Origin of the sequence: Stenotrophomonas sp. SORGH_AS_0321, assembly GCF_031453215.1 — a bacterium.
Taxonomy (GTDB): Bacteria; Pseudomonadota; Gammaproteobacteria; order Xanthomonadales; family Xanthomonadaceae; genus Stenotrophomonas; species Stenotrophomonas chelatiphaga.
Map to the genome: position 1 here is coordinate 3,549,167 of NZ_JAVIZG010000001.1, position 24,402 is coordinate 3,573,568.

At 67.3% G+C, this 24,402-nt stretch carries 16 protein-coding genes and 2 pseudogenes; 7 read left to right on the forward strand and 11 right to left on the reverse strand.

What is annotated here, in order from left to right:
• Positions 1 to 149: 149 nt before the first annotated feature.
• Positions 150 to 1,034 (reverse strand): hypothetical protein, encoded by an 885-nt coding sequence (locus QE373_RS15980; protein WP_309688379.1) that lies wholly within the window; start codon positions 1,032 to 1,034, stop codon positions 150 to 152.
• A complete protein-coding gene (locus tag QE373_RS15985) occupies positions 1,034 to 1,402 on the reverse strand; it encodes a DUF4398 domain-containing protein (protein ID WP_309689863.1) in 369 nt (122 codons plus the stop codon). Before QE373_RS15985 ends, QE373_RS15980 begins: the two co-directional genes overlap by 1 nt.
• Before the next feature lie 125 nt (positions 1,403 to 1,527).
• Between QE373_RS15985 and QE373_RS15990 the strand changes: the two genes are divergently transcribed.
• On the forward strand, positions 1,528 to 2,655 hold the full coding sequence (locus tag QE373_RS15990) for a PilT/PilU family type 4a pilus ATPase (protein ID WP_042613770.1): 1,128 nt from the start codon (positions 1,528 to 1,530) through the stop codon (positions 2,653 to 2,655).
• 80 nt (positions 2,656 to 2,735) lie between these two features.
• Here the strand turns inward: QE373_RS15990 and maiA are convergent, their stop codons facing one another.
• Both maiA and QE373_RS16000 read right to left on the reverse strand, forming a co-directional pair.
• Positions 2,736 to 3,422 carry a maleylacetoacetate isomerase gene (gene maiA, locus QE373_RS15995; RefSeq protein ID WP_309688384.1) on the reverse strand — a complete coding sequence of 229 codons (687 nt, stop codon included), beginning with the start codon at positions 3,420 to 3,422 and terminating at the stop codon, positions 2,736 to 2,738.
• Positions 3,419 to 4,408, reverse strand: coding sequence for a fumarylacetoacetate hydrolase family protein (locus QE373_RS16000; RefSeq protein WP_309688387.1), 990 nt, complete (start codon positions 4,406 to 4,408; stop codon positions 3,419 to 3,421). The genes maiA and QE373_RS16000 overlap by 4 nt, the downstream gene beginning before the upstream one ends.
• A gap of 659 nt (positions 4,409 to 5,067) precedes the next feature.
• Here QE373_RS16000 and QE373_RS16005 point away from each other — a divergent pair.
• On the forward strand, positions 5,068 to 6,465 hold the full coding sequence (locus QE373_RS16005; protein ID WP_057507920.1) for a DEAD/DEAH box helicase: 1,398 nt from the start codon (positions 5,068 to 5,070) through the stop codon (positions 6,463 to 6,465).
• Positions 6,466 to 6,586: 121 nt separating this feature from the next.
• Here the strand turns inward: QE373_RS16005 and QE373_RS16010 are convergent, their stop codons facing one another.
• The 5 genes and pseudogenes from QE373_RS16010 to QE373_RS16030 form a co-directional block, all read right to left on the reverse strand.
• On the reverse strand, positions 6,587 to 8,896 hold the full coding sequence (locus QE373_RS16010; RefSeq protein WP_309688393.1) for a TonB-dependent hemoglobin/transferrin/lactoferrin family receptor: 2,310 nt from the start codon (positions 8,894 to 8,896) through the stop codon (positions 6,587 to 6,589).
• Positions 8,897 to 9,058: 162 nt separating this feature from the next.
• On the reverse strand, positions 9,059 to 9,886 hold the full coding sequence (locus QE373_RS16015; protein WP_309688397.1) for an EF-hand domain-containing protein: 828 nt from the start codon (positions 9,884 to 9,886) through the stop codon (positions 9,059 to 9,061).
• A gap of 25 nt (positions 9,887 to 9,911) precedes the next feature.
• Positions 9,912 to 10,706: a DUF4198 domain-containing protein gene (locus tag QE373_RS16020; protein WP_309688400.1), complete on the reverse strand. Its 795-nt coding sequence runs from the start codon at positions 10,704 to 10,706 to the stop codon at positions 9,912 to 9,914.
• A 600-nt stretch (positions 10,707 to 11,306) separates the two neighbouring features.
• Positions 11,307 to 13,902 (reverse strand): annotated as a pseudogene (locus QE373_RS16025) (M14 family zinc carboxypeptidase).
• A gap of 98 nt (positions 13,903 to 14,000) precedes the next feature.
• Positions 14,001 to 16,646, reverse strand: a complete 2,646-nt coding sequence (locus QE373_RS16030) for a TonB-dependent receptor (RefSeq protein ID WP_309688403.1) — start codon at positions 16,644 to 16,646, stop codon at positions 14,001 to 14,003.
• 179 nt (positions 16,647 to 16,825) lie between these two features.
• Here QE373_RS16030 and queD point away from each other — a divergent pair, with 179 nt between their 5' ends.
• On the forward strand, positions 16,826 to 17,191 hold the full coding sequence (gene queD, locus QE373_RS16035; RefSeq protein ID WP_309688406.1) for a 6-carboxytetrahydropterin synthase QueD: 366 nt from the start codon (positions 16,826 to 16,828) through the stop codon (positions 17,189 to 17,191).
• A 212-nt stretch (positions 17,192 to 17,403) separates the two neighbouring features.
• Here queD and QE373_RS16040 read toward each other — a convergent pair whose 3' ends face one another.
• Positions 17,404 to 18,864: a HAMP domain-containing sensor histidine kinase gene (locus QE373_RS16040; RefSeq protein ID WP_309688409.1), complete on the reverse strand. Its 1,461-nt coding sequence runs from the start codon at positions 18,862 to 18,864 to the stop codon at positions 17,404 to 17,406.
• Positions 18,861 to 19,580: a response regulator transcription factor gene (locus QE373_RS16045; protein ID WP_057507913.1), complete on the reverse strand. Its 720-nt coding sequence runs from the start codon at positions 19,578 to 19,580 to the stop codon at positions 18,861 to 18,863. The genes QE373_RS16040 and QE373_RS16045 overlap by 4 nt, the downstream gene beginning before the upstream one ends.
• A 145-nt stretch (positions 19,581 to 19,725) precedes the next feature.
• On the opposite strand from QE373_RS16045, the gene msrB reads away from it, so the two are divergent.
• The 4 genes and pseudogenes from msrB (at position 19,726) to QE373_RS16065 (ending at position 24,401) form a co-directional block, all read left to right on the forward strand.
• Positions 19,726 to 20,283 carry a peptide-methionine (R)-S-oxide reductase MsrB gene (gene msrB, locus QE373_RS16050; protein WP_057507922.1) on the forward strand — a complete coding sequence of 186 codons (558 nt, stop codon included), beginning with the start codon at positions 19,726 to 19,728 and terminating at the stop codon, positions 20,281 to 20,283.
• Positions 20,284 to 20,311: 28 nt separating this feature from the next.
• A complete protein-coding gene (locus tag QE373_RS16055) occupies positions 20,312 to 22,075 on the forward strand; it encodes a cytochrome c biogenesis protein DipZ (RefSeq protein ID WP_309689866.1) in 1,764 nt (587 codons plus the stop codon).
• 9 nt (positions 22,076 to 22,084) lie between these two features.
• Positions 22,085 to 22,822, forward strand: a complete 738-nt coding sequence (gene msrA, locus QE373_RS16060; RefSeq protein ID WP_309688415.1) for a peptide-methionine (S)-S-oxide reductase MsrA — start codon at positions 22,085 to 22,087, stop codon at positions 22,820 to 22,822.
• Between the two features lie 132 nt (positions 22,823 to 22,954).
• Positions 22,955 to 24,401 (forward strand): annotated as a pseudogene (locus QE373_RS16065) (PLP-dependent aminotransferase family protein).
• The last annotated feature ends 1 nt before the right edge of the window (position 24,402 follow it).

Here is a 24,402-nt window from a genome sequence, read left to right on the forward strand (position 1 = left end):
TCGTCCGGTCCGCGGAATGCGTCCCGGACGATTGACCCTACGCTTGCTGGAGGGGGGGTTCAAGCCCCCTGCGACAAAAAGAGCACATGCGGCGACGAGTGGTTCAGCCAGATGAGACGCGCCGCGCATTTATTAACGAAAACAATACTTTAAGGTGAAACGATCACCTCAGCCGAACGCGCGCGGGTGGATGCCGCCTTCTTGCCGGCGACCTGGATCCGGTTGCTGGCCACGCCTGCACCAACCAACGCATCGCGCAGGGCTTCGGCACGTCGCTGGCCCACGCCATTGGCATTGTCATAGGCCTCGATCCGTACCCGCCCCTTGCGGCCGATGTTCAGGTACTCGCCCAGCGCCTTGGCCTGGTTCTTCGCCGCGTTGGACAAGGCCGCCTGGCCATTGGCGTAGGCATCGCCGGTCAGCGTGAACACTTCACCGCGGCTGTCGAACTTGCTGGCGGGCAGCGCCTGCCCGGATACCAGCTCGGCCTCTTCGCGGGCCAGCTTGGCGGCGTTCTGCTGTGCGGCGCTGAGGCGCTGCTGCTGCTTGCCGGCGACGCTGGTCAGGGCATTTTCGGCGTCCTGGCGGGCCAGCACTTCACTTTCGGCGGCCAGCCGCAGGCGCTCGGACTCTTCGGCCTGGATCTGCGCCTGTACGCGCAGGCGCTCGGCCTCCTGCCGGGCACGCGCGGCCTCACGACGGCTGGCCTCGATCAGCAGATCGCTGCGGGTCCGCTCCAGCTGGTCGACTTCACGCTGGGCCAAAGCGGCGCGCACGGCGGTCTCGGCGATCTCCACCCGGCGCTCGGCCAGGTAGCGGGTCAGTTCCTGGTCGCGGCGCTTGGCAGTGCTGAAGGTGCTGACCGCCTGCTGTGCCTGCATGCGCTCGAACGCGCTCAGGTTGGCCGTATCCGGATTGGCCGATATCGCCATCAGGCGCTGGTTGAGCTGCAGCACCAGCGGGTCATCGGCGGCGACGGCCAGCAGCGGCAGGGCCAGCAGGCCGGCGGCGAGGTAGATCGAACGTGCGCGCATCAGCGGTTTTCCCCGGTTTCGAGCTGACGCTGCAGCTGGTTGACTTCATTGCGGCGCAGCTGCAACTGCGCGGTGGCGGTGGCTTCCTCGCTGCGTGCGCGGGCCAGGTCGGCATCGGCGGCGGCGCGCTGTGCCATCACCGGCGCATTCTTGCGCTCGCGACGGTCACCGGCGGCACGCTGGGCCTGCTCCAGCCCTTGCCGGGCCAGGTTGATCAGGTCCGGGGCGTACTGGTCGGCGTCTGCCTGGGTGGCCCGGTCCACTGCCTGGCGGGCCTGGGAAAGCTCCAGCGCCCCGTCCTGGGCGAGCGCCGCGACGGGGGCGGAGAGTGCGAATGCCAACGCCATCACATACAGGCCATGACGCATTTGTGCGAAGCTACGTTGATTCATTTGGGGAGGCCGTGCCGGTTGTTGTGCACGGCCATTGTCGTCATGCCGATGCCATGCTTGCAACTTGAGCCGTCGGCGACTCGTTTTTGGGGAAAAACGCGATGGATATCGGCTACTTCCTGAAGCTGATGACCGAAAAGAACGCTTCGGACATGTTTTTAACGACCGGCGCGCCGGTCTACATCAAGATTGAAGGCAAGCTTTACCCGCTGGGCAACACCGGCCTGCCGCCGGGCATGGTCAAGAAGATCGCCTATTCGCTGATGGACGAAGGCCAGGTGCCCCAGTTCGAACGCGACCTGGAGCTCAACATGGCGATCGCCCTGGCCGACACCGGGCGCTTCCGCGTGAACGTGTTCAAGCAGCGCGGCGAAGTCGGCATGGTCATCCGCGCCATCCGCAGCCGGATTCCCAGCATCGAAGAGCTGAACCTGCCGCAGGTGCTGAAGGACGTCATCATGACCCCGCGTGGCCTGGTGCTGGTGGTGGGGTCCACCGGCTCGGGCAAGTCGACCTCGCTGGCGTCGATGATCGACCACCGCAACAGCACCACGACCGGGCACATCCTCACCATCGAGGACCCGATCGAATACCTGCACAAGCACAAGATGTCGATCGTCAACCAGCGCGAAGTCGGCCTGGACACCCACGCCTTCCACAACGCGTTGAAGAACGCGATGCGTGAGGCGCCAGACGTGATCCTGATCGGCGAAATCCTGGATGCGGAAACGATGGAGGCGGCCATCGCCTTTGCCGAAACCGGGCACCTGTGCCTGGCCACGCTGCACTCCAACAACGCTGACCAGACCATCGAGCGCATCCTCAACTTCTTCCCGGAAAGCGCCCACCGCAACGTGTTGATGAACCTGTCGCTGAACCTGCGCGGCGTCATCAGCCAGCGCCTGGTGAAGGGCCACGACGGCCGTCGCCTGCCCGCCACCGAGGTGCTGATCAACACCCCGATGATCCGCGACCTGCTGCGTCGCGGCCAGGTGCACGAGATCAAGGCGGCCATGGAAGCCTCGCTGGAAGAAGGCATGGAAAGCTTCGACCAGTGCCTGTTCCGGATGGTCAAGGACGGCATCGTCGACATCGAAGAAGCGCTGCGCGCGGCCGATTCACGCGACGGCCTGGCGCTGAAGTTCCGCCTGTCCGAAGGCAGCAGCGGCGAGCATGATCCCTACGCGGACTTCTCCGCCGGCCAGCCCACCATCTCGCACGGCTTCTGAAAAAAGGGGACGGAGGGGATTAAGTCGTTTTCGACCCTAAACGGTTGAAAACGACTTAATCCCCTCCGTCCCCTTTTTCGTCAGGCGGCGTCGGGTTGCTTTTCGGGGCGGGCGGCGTCAAAGGCGGGGTGCGCCAGGCAGGCCGCCTCGATGCGGCGCAGGATCGGATAGCCGGCCAGATCCAACCCGAAGCGATGCGCGTTGTACAACTGGGGCACCAGGCAGGCATCGGCCAGGCCGGGCTGTTCACCGTGGCAGAACGTGCCGGTGTCGGCGCTGGCCGCCAGCATCGTCTCCATCGCCGACAGCCCTTCGGCCATCCAGTGCAGGGTCCACTGCGTGCGCGCATCCGCGGCCAGCTGCAGCGGCCCTTCCAAGTACTGCATCACCCGCAGGTTGTTGATCGGATGGATATCGCAGGCCACCAACTGCGCCAACGCGCGGACGCGCGCACGCGCCACTGGATCAACCGGCAGCAGCGGGGGATCGGCAAACACCTCGTCCAGGTATTCCAGGATCGCCATCGACTGGGTCAGCACCTGCCCACGATGCTGCAGGGTGGGGACCAGCTCCTGCGGATTCAGCCGGTGATAGCTGTCGCGATGCTGTTCCCCGCCCCCGCGCACCAGGTGCACCGCGTGGGCCTGCCAGGCCAACCCCTTCAGGTTGAGCCCGATGCGCACCCGGTAGGCGGCGCTGGAGCGCCAGTAGGTATGCAGGACGATCCCGCCCTGCCCGCCCGCCGCCGCCGCACCACCACCACTCACGGCTTGGCAGCCTGCTCGATGCGCTGTTCGATGGCGCCGAAAATGCTGGCACCGTTCGCATCCAGCATCTCGATGCGCACCACGTCACCGAAGGACATGAACGGCGTACTCGGCTTGCCGTCGCGCAGCGTTTCCACCGTCCGCAGTTCGGCGAAACACGACGCGCCCTTGCTGGTGTCATCGTTGGCGATGGTGCCCGAACCGACGATCGTGCCCGCGCTCAGCGGACGCGTCTTTGCCGCGTGCGCCACCAGCTGGCCGAAGTTGAACTGCATGTCCACTCCGGCGTCCGGCGCGCCGAACCAGGTGCCGTTGACGTGGGTCACCAGCGGCAGGTGCAGCTTGCTGTCCCGCCAGGCATCACCGAGCTCATCGGGGGTGACGAACACCGGCGACAACGCCGAACGCGGCTTGGACTGCAGGAAACCGAAGCCCTTGGCCAGCTCGCCCGGGATCAGGTTGCGCAGCGATACGTCATTGACCAGTCCGATCAGCTGGATGTGGTCGGCCGCCTGTTCCGGGCTGACCGCCATCGGCACGTCATCGGTGATCACCACGATCTCGGCTTCCAGGTCGATGCCGTGGTCTTCGCTGACCACCTTCACCGCATCGCGCGGACCGTGGAAACCCGCGCTGGTGGCCTGGTACATCAGCGGATCTGTATAGAAGCTGTCAGGCACCTCCGCGCCACGTGCCCGGCGTACCCGCGCCACGTGCGGCAGGTAGGCACTGCCATCCAGGAATTCATAGGCGCGCGGCAGTGGTGAGGCGAGCGCCTGCATATCAATGTCGAAGACCCCATCGGCATCGCCGGCATTCAGCGACTCCGACAACGCCTGCAACCGCGGCGCGCTGCGCGCCCAGTCTTCCAGCGCCGCCTGCAACGTCGCCGCGATACCGGTGGCACGCACCCCGTGCTGCAGGTCACGCGAAACGACGATCAAGGTGCCGTCGCGGCCGCCTTCCTTCAAAGAACCAAGCTTCATGGGCACATCCGGCTGAGGTGGCAAACAAGTTTCAAGTGTAATCAAACCCCCGCGACGCCGGAAAGCTGCGCCGCCGCATCGCAGGCAGTGTACGCCGGCCGCGTTGATGCAGCCGTCGCACGCGCGAAGGGCACCGGAACCTGTCAGAGGCCCGGGCGGGGAGGGTTCGCAGCGGCTCCTGGCGTAGTCGTCGGTGCTGCCCACCCGGCGGACACCAGGAACCTGTCAGAGGGCCGGGCGGGGAGGCGGTGCGGGGGCGTTGAGCGCCATGGATGGCGCGAAACGAGGCCCGCAGAATGCGGCCTTTGCCGTCCCCCCGCACCGCCTCCCCGCCCGGCCCCCATCCGGATCCGGCTTTTGCACCGAAGCACAACCTGAACACGCACCTTTGCGCCGGATCTCATTCTTCGGTTAGACTTCGCCGGTCTGCAGCGGCCGTCCGTTTCCCTCCGGGACCGCCGGCGAGCCAGGTCACCCGACCCCTCGCCCGCCCCCACTCCGGCGCCGTTCGTCACGCATTCCAGCCTGCGCTCTCCGCGCTGGCTGCACCCAATTTCTCGCAGCGCGGTTCACGGGAACGCTCCGAGTCAGCCGATCTCATCGATCTGCCCCCGCTTGGCCATTCGGTCAGGCGTTCTCTGTTTTTGGAGCTTTCTCGAATGTCTTTTGAATCCCTGGGCCTTGCGCCCTTCCTGCTGCGTGCGCTTTCCGAGCAGGGCTATGAAACCCCGACCGCCATCCAGGAGCAGGCCATCCCGCTCGCCCTGGCCGGCCGTGACCTGCTGGCCGGCGCACAGACCGGCACCGGCAAGACCGCTGCCTTCGGCCTGCCGCTGCTGCAGCACCTGGCCACCAATTCGCAGGAAGTGTCCAGCGGCGGCCCGCGCAAGCCGCGCGCCCTGATCCTGACCCCGACCCGCGAACTGGCCACCCAGGTGCACGACAGCCTGCGCGGCTACAGCAAGTACCTGCGCATCCCGAGCGCCTGCATCTACGGCGGCGTCGGCATGGGCAACCAGCTGGACATCCTGCGCCGTGGCGTGGACCTGCTGGTGGCCTGCCCGGGCCGCCTGATCGACCATATCGAGCGTCGCAGCATCGACCTGTCCGGCATTGAAGTGCTGGTGCTGGACGAAGCCGATCGCATGCTTGACATGGGCTTCCTGCCGTCGATCAAGCGCATCCTGGCCAAGCTGCCCAAGCAGAACCGCCAGACCCTGCTGTTCTCGGCGACCTTCGAAGAGAGCATCAAGCAGCTGGCGCTGGAGTTCATGCGCAACCCGGAACAGATCCAGGTCACGCCGAAGAACACCGTCGCCGAGCTGATCACCCACCGCGTGCACCCGGTCGACGGCGGTCGCAAGCGCGACCTGCTGCTGCACCTGCTCGCCCAGGACAGCCGCGAGCAGACCCTGGTCTTCGCCCGCACCAAGCACGGCAGCGACAAGCTGGCCGCGTTCCTGGACAAGTCCGGCATCAAGACTGCCGCGATCCACGGCAACAAGAGCCAGGGCCAGCGCCTGCGCGCACTGGCCGACTTCAAGGCCGGCCGCGTCACCGTGCTGGTGGCTACCGACATCGCCGCGCGCGGCATCGACATCAACGAGCTGCCGAAGGTGATCAACTTCGACCTGCCGATGGTGGCCGAAGACTACGTGCACCGCATCGGCCGTACCGGCCGCAACGGTGCCACCGGCGAAGCGATCTCGCTGGTTGCCCAGGATGAAGTGAAGCTGCTGCGCCAGATCGTGCGCCTGCTGGGCCGCGACATGGACATCCGCGACGTGCCGGGCTTCGAGCTGCAGGTGCCGATCCGCTGGGGCAACAGCGCCCCGGGCAAGGCCGACAGCGATATGGGTGACCGTGGCGTGCGCAAGACCTCGCATGCACGTCGCCCGCATGGCGACGCCCCGCGTCACGCCCATGCCGGCCCGAAGAAGACCGGCGGTGGTCGTCGTGAAGGCGGCGGTGGTGCCGGCCAGGCGCGTGCCGCGCAGGGCCAGGGCCAGCGTCGTGGTGGTGGCGGCCGCAGCCAGGGCAGCAGCCGCGCGGTCTGATCCGCGCCATGCGTAGCTGACGGCCTGCGCCGTCAGGCCTGCAATGCAGAAGGGACGAAGCGCGAGCTCCGTCCCTTCTTCGTTTACGCCCGCCGGGCAGCGCCGCGGCCGGCAGGCTCGGTCAGAAGCTGTAGGCCACCGTCACCCGCGCGTTGCGGCCCGGCTCGCTGTAACGGCCGATGCCCTCCGCGTTGACGTAGCCATACAACGTGTTGGTGCCCTCGAAGACGCCACGCACGCGCTGCCACAGGTAGTACTCACGGTCGGTCAGGTTGTACACGCCCGCGCTGACCCGCAGCTGCTCGGTGACGTTCCAGCTGCCCACCAGGTCGAGCACGGTATAGCCATCGGCCTTGCCCACCCAGTCCGGCGTCTCGCGCGTGCCGTTGGCCAGGGTGGTGTAGGCATCGTCGGCATCCTTGCCCCACGCATGGGTCAGGTTGGCGGTGACATTCCACACCGGCGATGGCGCGTAGCGCAGGCCGACCACCACGCTGGCCGGTACGATGCTTTCAAGCGGGTCCCCGTTGGCCTTCTCGCCTTCGCTGTAAGCGGCGGCAATGCGCGAAGACCACGCATCGCTGAACTGCCAGCGGCCTTCCAGCTCGGCCCCCTTCACCGTGACCTTGCCGGCGTTCATCGGCATCGTCGCGTTGTAGCTGTACTGGATCGGCGCGGTCGCGGTGGTGCGGTAGCCGTTGGCATACGCCTGGGCAGTGGTGACCGTCTCGATGAAGTTGCTGTAGCGGTCGCGGAACAGCGAGAAACCCAGCTGGCCACGGTCGGTGCTCCAGCGGTAGCCCAGCTCCACGTTGAGGCTCTTTTCCGCATCCAGCTCCGGGTTGGACGAAGACGTGTCGAACTGCACCTGGGCACCGGTGATGGCATCGAAGGCAACGGTGCTGCCGGTCGGCGAGTAAAGGTCGGCCACGCTGGGCGCGCGGAAACCACGGCCGACCTGGGCCCACACGGCGTGGTCGGGCAGGAAGCGGAACTCGGCACCGAGCTGCCAGCTGGGGGCTGAGAACTGCAGGTCGCGCACGCTTCCGGTCGGATCGACGAAGGTCGCGTCCACCGTCGGCGAGTAGTCATAGCGGTCGTAGCGGGCGCCGCCGCTGAGCACCAGCCGCTCATCCACCAGGGTGACGCTGTCACGCAGGTAGAGGTTCCAGTTGCGTGCATCGGTCTTCGGCACCTGGCGCGGATCCTGGTCCACGGTGGCGATGTCGCCGGCCGCCGTCCAGCGCGTGTCCACCGCCGTGAAGTCGACGTCGCGGGTCTGCCAGGCGAGGCCGTAGACGATGTCATGGCGCGTGCCAGCGTTGTCCAGCACCTTGCTGAAATCCAGCGCTGCACGGTCGAGGGTCTGCTCGGTGGAGCGGTTCTCGCTGCGCAGGCATGGCACGGTGCGGCCCGGGCAGCCACTGCCGGCGAGGATGGTGGTCAGCCCACGGCTCTCGGTGACCTGGTGGTCCAGCTGCGCTTCCATGCTGTCGAACAACGCGTTCTGCGCACGGTACTGCCAGCGCACGCCGTAACGGTCACGGTCGTTGCGGTCGTCACCGCGGCGCTCCAGGTAGCCCGGCGAATAGACCCGCGACAGGTTGTCCACTTCATTGCGGGCGCGGCCGCGCTCGACCATGAAGCCGAGCGTGTTGCGCTCGTCCAGCTGCAGGTCCAGCTTGCCCAGCAGGTTGTCGCGGGTGCTGTCCACCGGGTCCGGTGTACGCCTGCCGACGCCGATGCGGTCCACCGTGGTGTCGTACCAGCTCTCCGACTCATGGCCTTCGCGGCGGGTGTAGTCCAGCATCGATTCCGCGATGCCGGTGCGGTTGGCGAAGGTCAGCGTCCCCATCGTTTCATCGTTGGAACCGCTGTAACCGAACTTCATGCCGACGTGCGTATCGTTGCCGGCCGGCTTCAGGTAGTCGGCCGGATCCTTGGTGGTGAACACCACCGCGCCGCCCAGCGCCCCGCTGCCGGCGGTGATGGAATCGGCGCCCTTGATCACCTGCAGGCTCTTCAGCGTGTCGATGTCCACGTCGCCGCGGCCACCGCGGAAGAACTCATACGAACGCGCGGTCTCCACCGATTCGCCCAGGCTCAGGCCGTCCACGGTGATCGCCACGCGATCGCTTTCCAGGCCACGGATGTTGAAGCCGTTGTCACCGAAGCGGCCCATGTCGACCACGCTGACGCCGGGAATGTAGCGGATGGCTTCCTCCATGTTGTTGGCCATTTCCGCATCCAGGTCGGCGGCGCTGAGGACGGTGACGTTCTGGTTGCGCGACGTGTTCTTCCTGGCGCGCTCGGCTTCCACGCGCACGGTGTCGAGGGTCCCGGCATCGGCCGGTGCGTCGGCATGCGCGACGGGAATCGCGGACAGGCTGGCGAGCACCGCCAGCGAAAGCAGGGATAAGGACAGGTTCATCGGGAAAGCTCCGCAGGGAGAAAGGGCTGGACGTACGCCGTTCCTGGCTGTCGGCGCGCGGGGCGCCGGTGCGGGCTGGGAGGTCGTGGGAAGGGGGGCTGCATGCGCGCGGCGATCGGGCGCGGTGCGCGGGTGCCGGCAGCGTGTCGGCACCCGGTTGGATCAGGGCGTTGCCACCGGTTCCGGGTCGCGCGCATCGACGATCCGGTCGCCGTTGGTGTCCGCGCGCTCGAACAGGCGCTTGCCCGACACCTGGTACTCGGCGAAGGTCATCTGACCGTCCTTGTCGCTGTCCAGCGCACCGAAACGAACGCCTGCCTGGCGACCGCCGGCCTCGCGTACCTTGGCGCGCTGCGCATCCAGGCGGCCGGCAAACTCGGCGGTGTACTCGGCGAGCTCCAGCTGGCCATCCCCGTTGCCGTCGGTGGCGGCGAAGGTCGCCGCACGCGCAGCGTCGAACTCGGCCCGGTCGACCACCCCGTCGCCGTTGCGGTCATACAGTTCGAGCATGCCGTTGGCAGTGTGCGAGGTCGGCATCTTCAGCGGATCACGGTTGCTCGCCGCCGCACTCTCGCGGGTCGCTTCCTGGCTCTTCTCGTAGCCGGCCCAGGTGCGTTCACCGGCCGCGTCGAACTCATCGCGGCTGATGCGGCCGTCGTTGTTGCGGTCCAGCGCCTTGAAGCGCGTATCGGTCTGCCGCAGGTGCCCTTCGCGGGCCTTGGCCAGGCGCTCGTCGAAGCGCTGCAGGTATTCGTCGATGTACTCCTGCTTGTCCACGCTGCCATCGCCGTTGCGGTCGGTCGCGGCGTAGCGGGCGCGTCGGAACGCCTCGAACTGCGCCCAGCTGACCGCGCCGGTGTCCTGCGGATCGAACTGTTCAAGGAAATCCGCAGCAGCGGAGGACGGTGCCTTCGCGCCGGCCTGCGGTGCCTGTGCGGCAGCGCTGCTGGTCGCGGCCAGCAGGGCCATGACGATCACGATCTTGTTCATTCGGTTGGGCCTTGGAAGAGGTGGCTTACGGTTCCAGCACGCGGAAGCTGAGCGTGTAATTGTTGCCGTACTGCGGTGCAGCTGCGCCTTCCGGCGCCGCGCCGCGGTAGCGGATCAGCGCCAGGTAGGCGCCGGCGTGCTGCAGCGGCAGGCTGGCCTTGCCGGCGGCATCGGTGGTCAGCTCGATCGGTGCCGGCTGTGCCTGTCCATCGCCGAGCGCGCGGTTGATCTCCACCTTCTGCGCCGGCAGCGGCTTGCCGTCGTAGCGCACTTCGAACTGGAAGTGCTCGCCCACGTACAGGTCGCTCGGGTGGGTCACCGGCACCAGCTCCAGGCCCTTCCCATACGGCGCGAGCGCGTCGGTGGTCGGCGCGCCGGCGGTCAGGTACACCTCCGAACGCGACAGGCTCTGGTAATGCGAGACGATCTTCGCCCCCGCCGGCAGCGGCGCGGACGGATCGCGGCTGCTTTCGACCTTGCCGTTGACGTTGAAAGTGCGGAACACCGCGCCCAGGCGGTTGCCGGTGCTGAAACGGTAGGTGCCCTTCTTGCCCCGCAGGCGCTGTTCCACCACCGCGCGGGTCTTGAGCAGGTGCACGGTGTCCGGCGCGTGCTGCACGCCGTCCGGATCGGTCACCACGAAGGTGCTGTTGTCGAACACCACTTCAGGCACGAAGAAGGTTTCGGCAAAGCTGGCATCCAGCGTCACCAGGCTGGTGGGCTGGATCTGGAATGTGGCAGGCGCCAGGTAAGGCGTATGCGCATGGGCAGGCATCACGGCGGCGGCCAGCAACAGGCCGGCCAGCAGGCAGGTTTTCATCGGCATCTCGAGTGGAAGGCACCGGCCCCAGTCCGGCGGCGCACACTCTATGCCTATTGCGAATGATTCGCAATACGATTGTTGAGGCTGCGAGCGGCCGGGCCCCTCGCGGGGGGTGGTTTGTAGCGTTTTGCGGGTTTGGCGCCGGGTGGCGGGGCTGGTCGGGGGACGGCAACAGCCGCATCCTGCGGGCCTCGTTTCGCGCCATCCATGGCGCTCAACGCCCCCGCCCAGCCCCACCACCCGGCGCCCTGACAGGTTCCGGTGGCCACCCGCCGCGTAAGAAAAAAGAAGAAAAGCGGTAGCGCCGACCCATGGTCGAAGGAAACCCTCAGCCCCTATCCCCCAGCATCCGCCGATCATGGGGCGGCTCTACCCGGGCCACCATGGACCTGTCGAAGGGCGGGCGGGGTGGCTGTGCAGGACCGTCTTTTCGCATGGATGCGAAAAGCGAGACTACACGGACGTACTTGCGGCGTGTCCTGCACAGCCACCCCGCCCCGCCAACGCAACAGCCCTGCAGCTCTTGCCGTTGCCGTTGCCGTTGACGTGGCTTGAAAAAGCAGGCCGCCGGGCTGCAAACCCGGCAAACCCGACCGCTTACCCGCGCGGCTTGGCGGGGTTCAACAGATTGCCGAAGAACAGCGCATTGACCAGCAACCGGTCCGTCCCGTGCCAGTACTTGCGGTGCGCCGGATCATCGGCAAACAGCACCACGTTGCCCTGCCCCTGCGGCGACACCAGCAACCACGCCGAACCGCTCACCCGCGCACGATTGCGCTCGGACAGATAGCCATTCACGCGCACCTGCTCGTCCACCCGCACCACCGTGGAAAACGGATTGGCACTGGGCTGCAATACCACCGCGTTTTCCTTGTTCACCGCCAACTGCCGGCGCGGCGTGCCGAAGCCCAGCGGATGGCTGGTATCGATATCCGCGCTCAGGATGTTGCCACTCACCCGCTCGATGGCCGCGATGTCGCGCTGGTCACCGAACGCCTTGCGCGAGGCATCGGCGGTGTCTTCATCGGTGCCCAGCTTCTCGCCATCGGCCAGCTTCTTCTCGATCGCCCAGCGCGAGGCGGTGCCATAGGTCACCAGCGATCCGCCGGCCTGGATCCAGCGCTTCAACGCGGCAACCGCCGCTTCGTCCACGCCCTCGTACTTGCCACCGGACAACACGATCGAGGTGTAGCGGTCCAGCGCGACCTTGCCCAGTTGCGATGGGTCGATCTTGCTCGCCGGCAGCTGCAGCTGCTGGTCCAGCAGGAACCATGCCGAGCCGATCTCGGTCGCGTTGACGCCCTCGCCCATCACCAGCGCCACGGCCGGCTTGCGCAGCGCCTTGACGCTGTCGCTGCCCAGGTCGATGCCACCGCGGCTCTGGCCGCTGGCCAGCGCATACGCCTGCACACCACTGTCCCTGGCCGCGGCCTGCACCGCCTCCAGCAGCGCAGCGCCCTGCAGCGGCTGGCCGGCGACCGGCACCACGATGCTGCCCGGGGCGAAGGCCACCTCGCCGGCCGACGTGCCGGCGGTGAACGCCTGGAACGCGGCCCGCGTGGACAGCCCCTTGGCCTGCAACGCATACAGCGCGCGGCCGGCGTTGTAGTCACGCCAGTCGATCACGTACGCATAGCCGGCCTGTCCGCCCTGCACGCCCCCCTGGGCGTCGGCCACCGCGGTCACCCGCGCGCCCTCGCCGATCCGGCTCTTGCTGGCCGCGAAAGCCACCCCATACGCCGAGTGCGATCGCATACGAGGTACTGCCGTAGAACACATCTCCCTTGATCTGCGGGGTGTCGGCGAAAATCGAATGCACCAGCCGGAACTGCGGCTGCGCCGCCGGCACCACATAGGCGCTGCCGGGTTCGAAACGGCGTCCCTCCACGGTGACCGCCGATGCCAGCGCATGCACCTCGATCCGATGCAGCAGCAGCAGTTCCAGCAGCTTGCGGGTCAGCGCGGGATCATGCGCGTCGCCGAACACGAAGCTCTTCAACGGCTGCTGGCCCGCCTGCTTCAGCGCCGACTGGAAGAAGGATTTCTGCAGCGACAGCAGGCCTTCGCGCTCGGCCACCGCGCCGCGCACCGTGCCCAGCCCGGTGGCCACCTGGTTGCGGATTGTGAACGGGAACGTCAACGGACCGTTGACCGACTCCTGCACCCGTCCGCGCGAGCTCGCCTGTTCGACGGTCACCCCGACCGCACCATGGAAGTCCGGGTAGGTCGAGCCATACACCGGGGAGAAGTTGTCGTAGTTTTCACCGGTGTAGTACAGCGAACCGAGCGCATCCAGCGACGCGGCGTGGTACTTGGCGAGGGTCTTGTTGAACTCGTACGACGACGCCGGCAGCAGCGGGCTGTGCATGCTCTTCGGTGACGGCTCGAAGTAGTACGTGCTGTCCTTGCCCATCTCGTGGAAATCGATCTGGACGTTCGGATACCACTGGTGGAACACCTCGATCTTCGGCCGGCTGTCCTGCTGGGTCAGTGCCAGCCAGTCGCGGTTGAGGTCGGTGAAATAGTGGTTGGTGCGCCCCTGCGGGAACGGCTCCACGTGCTCCTTGTCGGCCGGATCAGGCGAGGCGGGGCTGGACGCGTACGCGTTGTGCCAGTTGGCGGCGCGGTCGCGGCCATCGGGATTCTGCGCCGGGTCGAACAGCACCACCGCGTGCTGCAGCCATTGCCGGGTTTCGGCGCTGCGGTTGGCCACCAGATAGTACGCGGTGAGCATCGCCGCCTCGCCGCTGGAAGTCTCGTTGCCGTGCACGCTGTACCCCAGCCACACCACCACCGGGCTGTCGCCGGCGGCGCTGCGCGGCTGCGCCGGATCCACCAGCGTGGCGTGCTGCTGCCGGATCGATTCCAGCCGCGCATGGTTCTGCGCGCCGGTCAGCGTGGCGATCAGCAGTGGACGGCCTTCGTAGCTGCGGCCGATCTCCTGCACCTTGATCTTGTCCGACAGCCGGGCCAGTTCCTTGAAGTAGCCGACCAGCTGGTCGTGGCGGGTATAGCGGCTGCCGACCTCGTAGCCTAGGTACTGCTGCGGGGTGGGAATGGCCGGATCGAAATCCGCCGCCTGCGTGGTCTGCGGGAAGAAGTAGGCGCTCTGCGCCTGCACCGGCGCGGCGGGAACAACGGCCACCGAGGCGGCAACGAACAGGGACAACAACACACTTCGATGGAAGGACACGACGATTCCCCAAGAATGATGGCGCTGCAGCGCCCGTACAGCCCGGCCGGCCCCGTGCGGTGGCCGGCCGGCATGACCGATGACACGCACGCGGCGGGTCAGAAGCGGTAGTCGAAGCCCACCGTGAAGTAGCGACCGCGCAGGTCGTACTGGCTGAAGTCATACGGTGCGCGGATGCCCGGGAACGAGGCGTCGTACGGCGGATCCTCGTCGCCCAGGTTCTGGATCTTCGCGTACAGAGTCAGCTGCTCGAAGCCGGTGTAACCCACGTACAGATCGAACTGGCTGTAGGAATCCACGCGGTCCTGCACCGCCTGCGCGATGGCGCTGGCCTTCTGGTCATAGCCACTGGTGTAGTACCAGGTCAGCGCGGTGCGCACGTCGCCGTAGCTCCAGTCCAGCGTGGTGGTGGCCTTGTCCTTCGGCAGCGTGGCGCCGAGGTTGCTGCCGGCGTAGTTGACCAGCGGTCCGCCGATCACGGTCGGGCGGCGGTAGTCGCGCACGTGGGTGTAGGCCGAACTCAGGTTGAAGGTGCCCAGCCGCTCGGTGGGGATGCGCTGGCGCAGCTCCACGTCGATGCCGGAGGTCTTCAGGTCGCTCAGGTTCTGGTAGCGGTTGTAGACGGCCTGGATCTTGCCGCGCTCATCGCGCTGCACGGCACCGGGCACGTCATTGGTCACCAGCGTCTGCGTGTTGTTGGTGCCGACCAGGTTCTCCAGTTCGATCTTGTAGTAGTCCACGCTCAGGTTGGTGTTCGCCCACGGCGACAGCACCACGCCGAAGTTGTAACTGCGCGTGCGCTCCGGCTTCAGTTCGGTGTTGCCGACGGTGAAGAAGGTCGGGTTCTGCCGCGAACCGGGCAGGTCCGGGTCACGCGGGTCGACCACGCTGCCGTAGGAAATGCTGGTGCTGTCCGAATTCTCGGAAAGCGACGGCGCGCGGAAGCCCTTCGACGCAGCGGCACGCACCAGCAGGAAGTCCAGCGGCTGCCAGCGCAGACCCAGCTTGGGCGAGAACGCATCACCGAAGTCATCGTAATGATCGGCACGCGCGGCCACCGACAGTTCCAGCTTCGAGGCCAGCGGTACGATGGCTTCGGCGTAGGCGGCGCTGACCGTGCGCTCGCCGTGCACTTCGGCGATCGCCGGACGCACCTGCAGGCCGGCATCGATCTGCCACGGGTTGTTGGAATCGAGCTTCTCGCGGCGCCATTCCACGCCGGAGGCGAAGCCGATGTCTCCGGCCCAGGTGTGGCCGAGCGTGCCGGAAATCTTCGCATCGATGCCCTGCAGCTTCGACTCGGCCGGGCGCAGGGTGGCGATGTTGATGCCATCCAGCACCGATTGCGGCGTCGCCGAAGGATCCAGCAGGTTGTAGCTGCCGGTGGCCAGCGCATCGGCCAGCGTCCAACGGTTGGCGAAGCCACCGGAAACCGTTTCGCGCTCGCTGCTGCGTGCGCCGAATGCACCCACTTCCCAGTCCCAGCGCTCGCTGCTGCCACGCAGGCCGACCAGGCCACGGTAGGACTGCGAGCGGTTGGTCTTGATCGTGCCGCCAAGGTTGAAGAATGTGTATTCGATCGGGATCGCGCGGCCGTACGGGTTGTACGGATTGCCAGCCGGCAGGTTGGACGACACCGGCTCGGCCAGCCCGGTATCGGCGTTCAGCGCGAAGCGGCCGCTTTCCAGGGTGAAGAACGGGCTGCTGCCGAACCAGGACACGCCCTTGACCTCGCTGTACAGCACTTCGCCGAATGCTTCGACGGTGTCGCTGAGGCGGAAGGTACCGTTGGCATAGGCCTGCCAGCGCTTGGTGGAGGGAATCAGCGTGGTGAACGGCGCCTGGTTGAAACCGCAGGTGTCGCCGGCGAGTCCGTCGATCGGCGCGCTGGCCACGCGGGTGGTGCCGTCCGGGCACTGGCCGCTGGCATCGAGCATCGGCACCGACACGCCGTTGACCAGGTAGCGTGCGCCCTTGGCCGACCAGCCGTTCCAGCGGCCGCCGGGCTGGTCGCTGTAGATGCCCGATTTCGTCAGGTCACGCTCGTCCTGGTCCAGGCGATCCCGGTTGTAGGCTTCCAGGCTGAAAAGGATGTTGTAGCCATCGGTCTCCAGGTCGCCCAGGCCACCGACGAACTTCAGCTTGGTCTCGTCCAGCCCGCCCTGGTCGGCGGTGCCGACGCTGCCGCCGACCTCCGCTCCCTGGTAGTTCTGTCGGGTGATGATGTTGACCACGCCGGCCACCGCATCGGAACCGTAGACCGCCGACGCACCGTCCTTCAGCACTTCGATGCGCTCCACCGCGACCAGCGGCAGCGCGTTGAGGTTGACGAAGGTGTCCGACAGGCCGTTGGCCGGGAAGCCGTAGTTGGCGAGGCGACGGCCGTTGAGCAGCACCAGCGTGTTCTTCTGCGACAGGCCGCGCAGGCCGATGCCGGCCGATCCGGACGCCCAGCCGCTGTTGGACGTTTCATTGGCGGCGTTGCCGGTGTTGGCGGAGATCGAACGCAGCACGTCGGCCACCGATGCCTTGCCGGTCGCTTCAAGCTGTTCGCGACCGATAACCTGCACCGGATTGGCGGTTTCGGTGTCGGTGCGTTTGATGTTGGAACCGGTGACACGCACGGCGGCCAGGGTGCTGGCATCGCCACTGGCAGTGGTATCGGCGGAGGTTTCGGCGGCGGCAGGCAAAGGCGCGGCCAGGGCGGCGGCAAGGGCCGCCACGAGCAGGGTGTGCTGGGGCATGTCGAAATCGTGGGGTGGGTGGTGGTAACAGTTCCGCAGTAGCACATGAATGGCCGCGCTACGACCAATAACATCTCTTCATACGGATATAAGAGAAGCTACCATCTCTTCATCGCGATGGAAAGGAAGTTGTTGCTCCTGAAACGGCTTTGCCAGCGCCGGGCCGCTACAATCCCCCCATGGAAATCTTCAAAGTCTTCATGATCGAGGCAGCGCACCGGCTGCCGAACGTGCCCCCGGGCCACAAGTGCTCGCGCCTGCACGGGCATTCGTTCCGGGTGGAGCTGAAGGTGGAAGGCGAGCCCGGCGCGGAAACCGGATGGATCATGGATTTCGGCGACGTCAAAGCCGCGTTCCAGCCGATCTACGACCGCCTGGACCACCACTACCTCAATGACATCCCGGGCCTGGAAAATCCGACCAGCGAGAACCTCGCCACGTGGATCTGGCAGCAGCTCAAGCCGGTGCTGCCGGAACTGAGCGAAATCACGGTGCACGAGACCTGCACCTCCGGGTGCCGCTATCGGGGCCCCGCCGGCCGCTGAGCAAGCGATTGATCCTGAACGGGTTTTGGTTCGGGATAGAAAATCCGCCGCCGCCTGTTGCAATGCAGCACGAAAGGCGTATGCTGCAATGCAACAGGTCGCGAATCACCGGATTCCGGAACCGCAGACCGCCAGAACACTGCATGGGTCCCTCCCCCCGTGCAGTCGCAGGACCCGACAGATCCCTCCCTCTGTCGGGTCCTTTTTTTTGCCTAGGGCCGTGCGCGCGGCAAGGCGAAGCGGAACACGGCACCCTGCGCGCTTTCCAGCAGGGCGATGTCGCGCCCATGCAGCTGCACGATGCGCTGCACGATCAACAGGCCGAGGCCACCGTTCTCGCCGCGCCGTGGCCCCAGCGCCGCGGGAGCCTGGAACAGCGTGGCACGCAGCGCCGGATCGACACCGGGGCCATCATCGCTGACCGTGACCCACAGGCTGTCCGCATCGACCGACAACGCCACCTGCACCTGTCCGCCCCGCGGCGTGTGCCGCAGCGCGTTGTCGATCAGGTTGGTCAGCACCCGCTCCACCAGCCCGACATCGGCACGCACCAGCGGCAGTCCCTGCGGGAACCGGGCATCCAGCTGCAGACCCTTGGACTGCGCGGACAACTCGAATTTCTGCAGCACGTCCTGCAGCAGCTCGGGCAGGGCGAAGACTTCCCATTGCAGCTGCACCTGCCCGAGCTCCAGCCGCGCCAGTTCGAACAGCGCGCGTGCCAGTACGCCGACCTTGGCACTCTGCGACAGCGCGATCGAAAGATAACGGCGGCGCTCTTCGACGCTCAGCGTCGCCTCCTTCATCGCCAGCGTTTCCAGGTAACCGTGCAGCGATGCCAGGGGGGTGCGCAGGTCATGCGAAATATTGGCCACCATCTCGCGTCGCTGCAGGTCCTGCTGGCGCAGCTGCTGCCACTGTTCGCCCAGCCGGTGCGCCATCTGCGCGTGCGCATGCTCCAGGATCAGCAGCTCGTCGCGCTCATCATCGTGCAGCGCGGGCAGCGACGGCAGGTCGGTGGGGGCGTCGATGTCGAACGACTGGATGCGCCGGGTCAAGTCACGCAGTGGGCGGGTCACCCAATAGAACGCCACCAGCCCGGCCAGCATGCCCAGCACGGCGACCAGCGCCACCGACCACAGCGTGGTCCGCCACTGGCTGCTCGCGGCCAGGTCGTCGGCGAGCATCTGCCGCTGTTCGCCGACCAGCACCACGTACACGTAACCGGCCGCGCGGCCCTGCACTACCAGCGGTGCCACGCTGAAGACCTTGCGCCCGCGTGCGCTGCGCGGATCATCGCCGAGGATCGGCAGCGGCGCGCCGGCCAGCAGCGCCTGCAGCGGCGCCACGTCCACCCGGTCACGGCGCAGGTGGCCACTTGGCGCGTCATGGCCGAGCACCCGCCCCTGATCATCCAGCAGGTACACCTCCACGCTGGGATTGACGGCCATCAACTGGCCGAACAGCGCGCGCACTTCCGGCTCGCGCATGCCGGCCTGGTCCATCAGCTCGCTGCGCTGGGCGATATGCCCGGCCAGCCCCAGCGACAACCGCTGCACCACTTCCTGTTCATGCCGCAGCGCCATCCGCATCTGCATGCCCAGCAGCGCCAGGCTGCACAGCACCAGCAGCGCGGCGAACACCGCCGCCAGCTTCTGCCACAGGCGCAGCTTCATGCATCACCTCCGGCGGCGACCAGCTTGTAGCCGCGGCCCCACACCGTGAGGATCTGTCGCGGGTTCGCGGGATCGGCTTCGATCTTGTTGCGCAACCGGTTGATATGCGTGTTGACCGTGTGTTCGTAGCCATCGTGGCCATAGCCCCATACCTGGTCCAGCAACTCCGCGCGCGCGAACACCTGCCCCGGATGGCGGGCGAAGAACAGCAGCAGGTCGAACTCACGCGGGGTCAGCTCCAGTTCCCTGCCCGCGTGCAGCGCCACCCGCGCCAGCGGATCCAGCCGCAGGCTGCCCAGTTCGATCGCACCGGCTTCCAGTCGCGCGCTCTGCGCCATCGCCTGCGCACGCCGCAGCAGCGCGCGCACGCGCGCCACCAGTTCGGGCATGGAAAATGGTTTTGCCAGGTAGTCATCGGCGCCCAGCTCCAGCCCGACGATGCGCTGGGTCTCGCTGCCGCGCGCACTGATGATGATGATCGGCACGTAGCGCGCCATCGCCCGGGCGCGTCGACAGATCTGCAGGCCGTCCACGCCCGGCAGCATCACATCCAGCACCAGCGCATCCCATGGGCCGTCCTGTTCCAGCAGGCGCATGCCGTCGTCGCCGGTGGCGGCATGCACCACCGCATAGCCCTCGTCCGCCAGGTGCAGGCGCAGCAGGTCGGCGATATGGACATCGTCTTCGACGATCAGGACACGCTGGGCGTCAGTCATGGAGGCAGGCAGGGGCGGTCAGGAAGCGTAAGGGCATTGTCAGCGCAGGCCGACCCGGATGTATCACGGAAAATTGAACTCTCTGTGAGGATTCGTTGATCGGCGTGGGCGCAGCATGGCCGCATCGTCCCTGCTTGAGATGGCCATGTCCCTGTCCCGACGTCACCTGCTTGGCCTTGGCGGCATGGCCGCTGCCGCCAGCGTGCTGGGCATCGGCGCCTGCAGCCGTGCCGCGCCGGCCGCCGCCGAAGCCGCCCCCGCCCGTCGTTTCGAGATCATGCGCAGCGACGCACAATGGAAGCAGCAGCTGACCCCGGCCCAGTACGCCGTGCTGCGCCAGCAGGCGACCGAACGCGCGGGCAGCAGTCCGCTGGACCGCGAAAAGCGTCGCGGTACGTTCCACTGCGCCGGCTGCGCACTGCCGTTGTTCTCCTCCTCGACCAAGTTCGAAAGCGGCACCGGCTGGCCGAGCTTCTGGGCGCCGCTGCACGATGCTGTCGGCGAACAGCGCGACACCCTGTTCGGCATGGTCCGCGTGGAGATCCACTGCCGTCGCTGTGGCGGGCACCTGGGCCATGTGTTCAACGACGGCCCGCGTCCGACCGGACTGCGCTACTGCATGAACGGTGCCGCGCTGACCTTCGAGCCTGCCGCACGCACCGATGCCAGCGATGCCGGCAGCGCCTGGCGGGTGCCGGTCTGATGTCTTTTCCCTTGTTGATGGAGCGTCGCTGATGCTGTTGCTGCTGGCTTACCTGGGGGGTGTGTTGACCCTGCTCAGTCCGTGCATCCTGCCGGTGCTGCCGTTCGTGTTCGCGCGTGCCGGCGGCTCGTTCCTGCGCAGCACCCTGCCGCTGCTGCTGGGCATGGCGATCACCTTCACCGTGGTCGCCAGCCTGGCGGCGGTGGGTAGCGCCTGGGTGGCACAGGCCAACCAGATCGGCCGCTGGGTCGCGCTGGTGGTCATGGCGGCATTCGCGCTGGCGCTGCTGTGGCCGGCGTTCGCCGACCGCCTGCTGGCACCGTTCCAGCGCATCGGCGCACGCCTCAGCGCGCGCGCCGATGCCGCCGACGACGCCGGACGCGGCGGTGCCTGGACGTCCCTGCTGGTGGGCATCGCCACCGGCCTGCTGTGGGCCCCGTGCGCCGGGCCGATCCTCGGCCTGGTGCTCACCGGCGCAGCACTCAACGGCGCCAGTGCCAGCACCAGCAGCCTGCTGCTCGCCTATGCCCTGGGTGCAGTCACCGCGCTGGCGCTGGCGGTGTGGGTGGGCGGCCGGGTGTTCAATGCGCTGAAGGCACGCCTGGGCCTGGGCAACCTGCTGCGGCGCGTGCTCGGGGTTGCCGCGCTGCTGGCGGTGGTGGCCATTGCGATGGGCTGGGACACGGGGGTTCTCACCCGGTTGTCCGCGGTCAGCACGGCACGGCTGGAACAGGGCCTGCTGGACGCCGTGCCGGGCGCGCAGCCGGCCGCTGTGGCGATGACCAGCACCGGTGCGGCGGCGGCCGATGTCCCGCTGCCGGTGGAAGGCGAACTGCCTGCACTGGACGGCACCACCGGCTGGCTCAACAGCCCGCCGCTGACCCGCGAACAGCTGCGCGGCAAGGTCGTGCTGGTCGATTTCTGGACGTACTCGTGCATCAACTGCCTGCGCGCGATGCCTTACGTGCACGAATGGGCCGAACGCTACCGTGACCACGGCCTGGTGGTGATCGGCGTGCACACCCCGGAGTTCGCCTTCGAGCGCAATCCGCGCAACGTGATGCGCGCGGTCGACCAGTTGAAGGTCACCTACCCGGTCGCGCTGGACAACGACTACGCCATCTGGCGCGCGTTCCAGAACCGCTACTGGCCGGCACACTATTTCGTCGATGCGCAGGGCCGCATCCGCGCGCACCAGTTCGGCGAAGGCAACTATGCGCACTCCGAACAGGTGATCCGCCGGCTGCTGCAGGAAGCGGGCCAGACCAACCTGCCACCGCCGGCCGATCCCAGCGCCGCGACCCTGCAGGGCGTTGCCGAACAGGCCGACATGGGCAACCTGCGCTCGCCGGAAACCTACCTGGGGCATGCGCGTGCGGAAAACTTCGCCTCCCCCGGTGGCATCGTCCGCGACCAGCAGTCCGCTTACGCCCTGCCTGCGCAGTGGACGTTGAACCAGTGGGCGCTGCAGGGCCCGTGGTCGGTCGACCAGGAGTCGGCCACGCTGGCGGCGGCAGGCGGACGCATCGCCTTCCGCTTCCACGCCCGCGACCTGCACCTGGTGCTGGCACCTGCGACAGAGGGCACGCCGGTCCGCTTCCGCGTGCTGTTGGATGGCAAGCCGCTGCAGGCCGCCGATGCGGGCGGTGACGTGCGCCCCGATGGCAGCGGCGTGGTCGATGAGCACCGCCTGTACCAGCTGGTGCGCCAGCGTGCCGACATCGGCGAGCACCTGTTCGAGATCGAATTCCTGGACCCCGGTGTCCAGGCCTACGCATTCACGTTTGGCTGAGGAGGTCCCATGAGATTCTCACTGGAACAAGGCATCGCCGCGGCCGTCGCGGCCGTGGTGGTGGGGGCGCTGGTGGTGTTCGCGGTCGATGCGGGCCCGGCCATCGGCGCGGGCATGGCGCCTGCACGCGCCGCCGAAGAAAGCCGCGCCCTGCCTGCACCCACCGGCGTGGCGGCGTTCAAGGACGAGCGCACGCAGGCCAGCGTGGTGTTCGCCGGCGGCTGTTTCTGGGGCGTGCAGGGCGTGTTCCAGCACGTCAAGGGCGTGGGTAACGCCGTCTCCGGCTACATCGGCGGCGACGCCTCCACCGCCCGCTACGAAACCATCAGCAGCGGCCGCACCGGTCACGCTGAAGCAGTGCGGGTGGACTACGATCCGCGCCAGGTCAGCTATGGCCAACTGCTGCAGGTGTTCTTCTCGGTCGCCCACGATCCGACCCAGCTCAACCGCCAGGGACCGGACCACGGCACCCAGTACCGATCGGCCATCTTCACCGACGACGCCCGCCAGCAGGCAGCCAACCGCGCGTATGTCGGCCAGATCGGCGCCTCGTTCGATTCCCCGGTGGTGACCGAGCTGGGCACCGGCAAGCGCTTTTATTCGGCCGAGGCCTATCACCAGAATTACCTGGAGCGGAATCCGCAGGCCGCCTACATCCGCTACTACGACGCACCCAAGCTGGTGGCCCTGCAGCAGCGGTTCCCGCAGTTGTACCGCCGCGAGGCGGTACTGGTGCCGATGAAGTAAGCAGGCAAAAAGACGCACGTCCATGGCGGACGTGCGTGGGGGAAATGCCGGAGCTGATGCCAGCGGCAGCCATCGTAGAGCGGGCGGGAACAGGGGTACAGTGGCAGACGCCCTCTTCTTGGTTGGTTACAGATGGACGCCCCACCCACCCTGCCCCGTTACCAGCAACTGGCTGATGAGCTGTCTACGGCGATCCACGCCGGCCGCCTGCCCAGTGGTGCGCGTCTGCCCTCGCTGCGGCAGATGGCACAGCAGCGCAAGGTCAGCTTGAACACGGTGATCGGGGCCTACCGCCAACTGGAGGATGCCGGGCTGGTGGTGCCGCTGCCGCGCTCTGGATTCCAGGTCGCTGCCCGCCTGCAGGTCCCCCGGCGCTCGCTGCGTGACGCGCCATCGGCCCCCACTGCAGCCGGCCAGCAGGTGTTGATGGCCAGGGTACTGGCCGCCCAGCAGCGACCGCGCGTGCTCGACCTGGCCTTCGCCGGTCCACGCGGCCGGGCCTTCTATCCCGGCGTGCAGTTGCAGCGGGCCACCGCGCAGGTGCTGCGCCGCAGCCTGGCCACGGTGGAAACCTATGCGCGCCCGGACGGCTCACAGGCGCTGATCCGGCAGATCGTACGGCGTGGACCGCGGATGGGCCTGCATACCGCGCCCGAACGGATCGTGCTGACCCACGGTGCGATGGAAGCCCTGCAACTGGCCCTGCGTGCGGTAACCGAACCCGGCGACGCCGTCGGGCTCGAAGCGCCGTCCTATTTCAACCTTTATCCGCTGCTCGCCAGCCTCGGCCTGCAGGCCATCGAACTGCCCACCCACCCCCAGCATGGGCTGGACGTGGAAGCACTCGATGCCCTGCTGGACACCACTGCGCTGGCCGCGCTGGTGGTCATGCCGACGGTGCACAACCCCTTGGGTTGCACCATGCCGGTTGCGGCCAAGCAACGCCTGGCTGAGATGGCGCAGGCACGCCGACTGCCGGTCATCGAAGACATCGTGTACGCCGAACTGCAGCACAGTGAACCGCTGCAGCCCCTGCTGAAGGCCTTCGACCGCGACGGCTGGGTGATGGTGTGCGCGGGGTTCTCCAAGACGCTGGCGCCGGATTACCGCATCGGCTGGCTGGAAGGCGGGGCGCTTCATCGACCGCATCGCCCTGCTCAAGTTCCATTCCAGCGGCGCCGAGTCGCGGCTGCTGGGCGATGCCGTCGCGGCCTTCCTGGAGGCCGGCAACTACGAACACCACCTGCGCCGCATGCGCCGGCTGTACCGCGAACAGACCAGCAAGGTGCGGCAACTGGTGTCCCTGCATTTCCCGCCCGGCACGCGCGCCACCGAGCCGACCGGCGGCTTCCTGCTGTGGGTCGAGATCCCCGGCGTGGACACCAGCGCGCTGTTCGAACAGGCGCTGGCCGAGGACATCGTGTTCATGCCCGGGCAGGTGTACTCGCGCGGCGCACGCTACCGGCATTGCCTGCGCCTGTCCTGCTGCCAGGAGCTGGATGCGCGTTACACGGCGGGCATCGCGCGGATCGGGGCGCTGGCCACGGCACTGGCCGCCAGCACCGCCGTGCCTTGCTAGA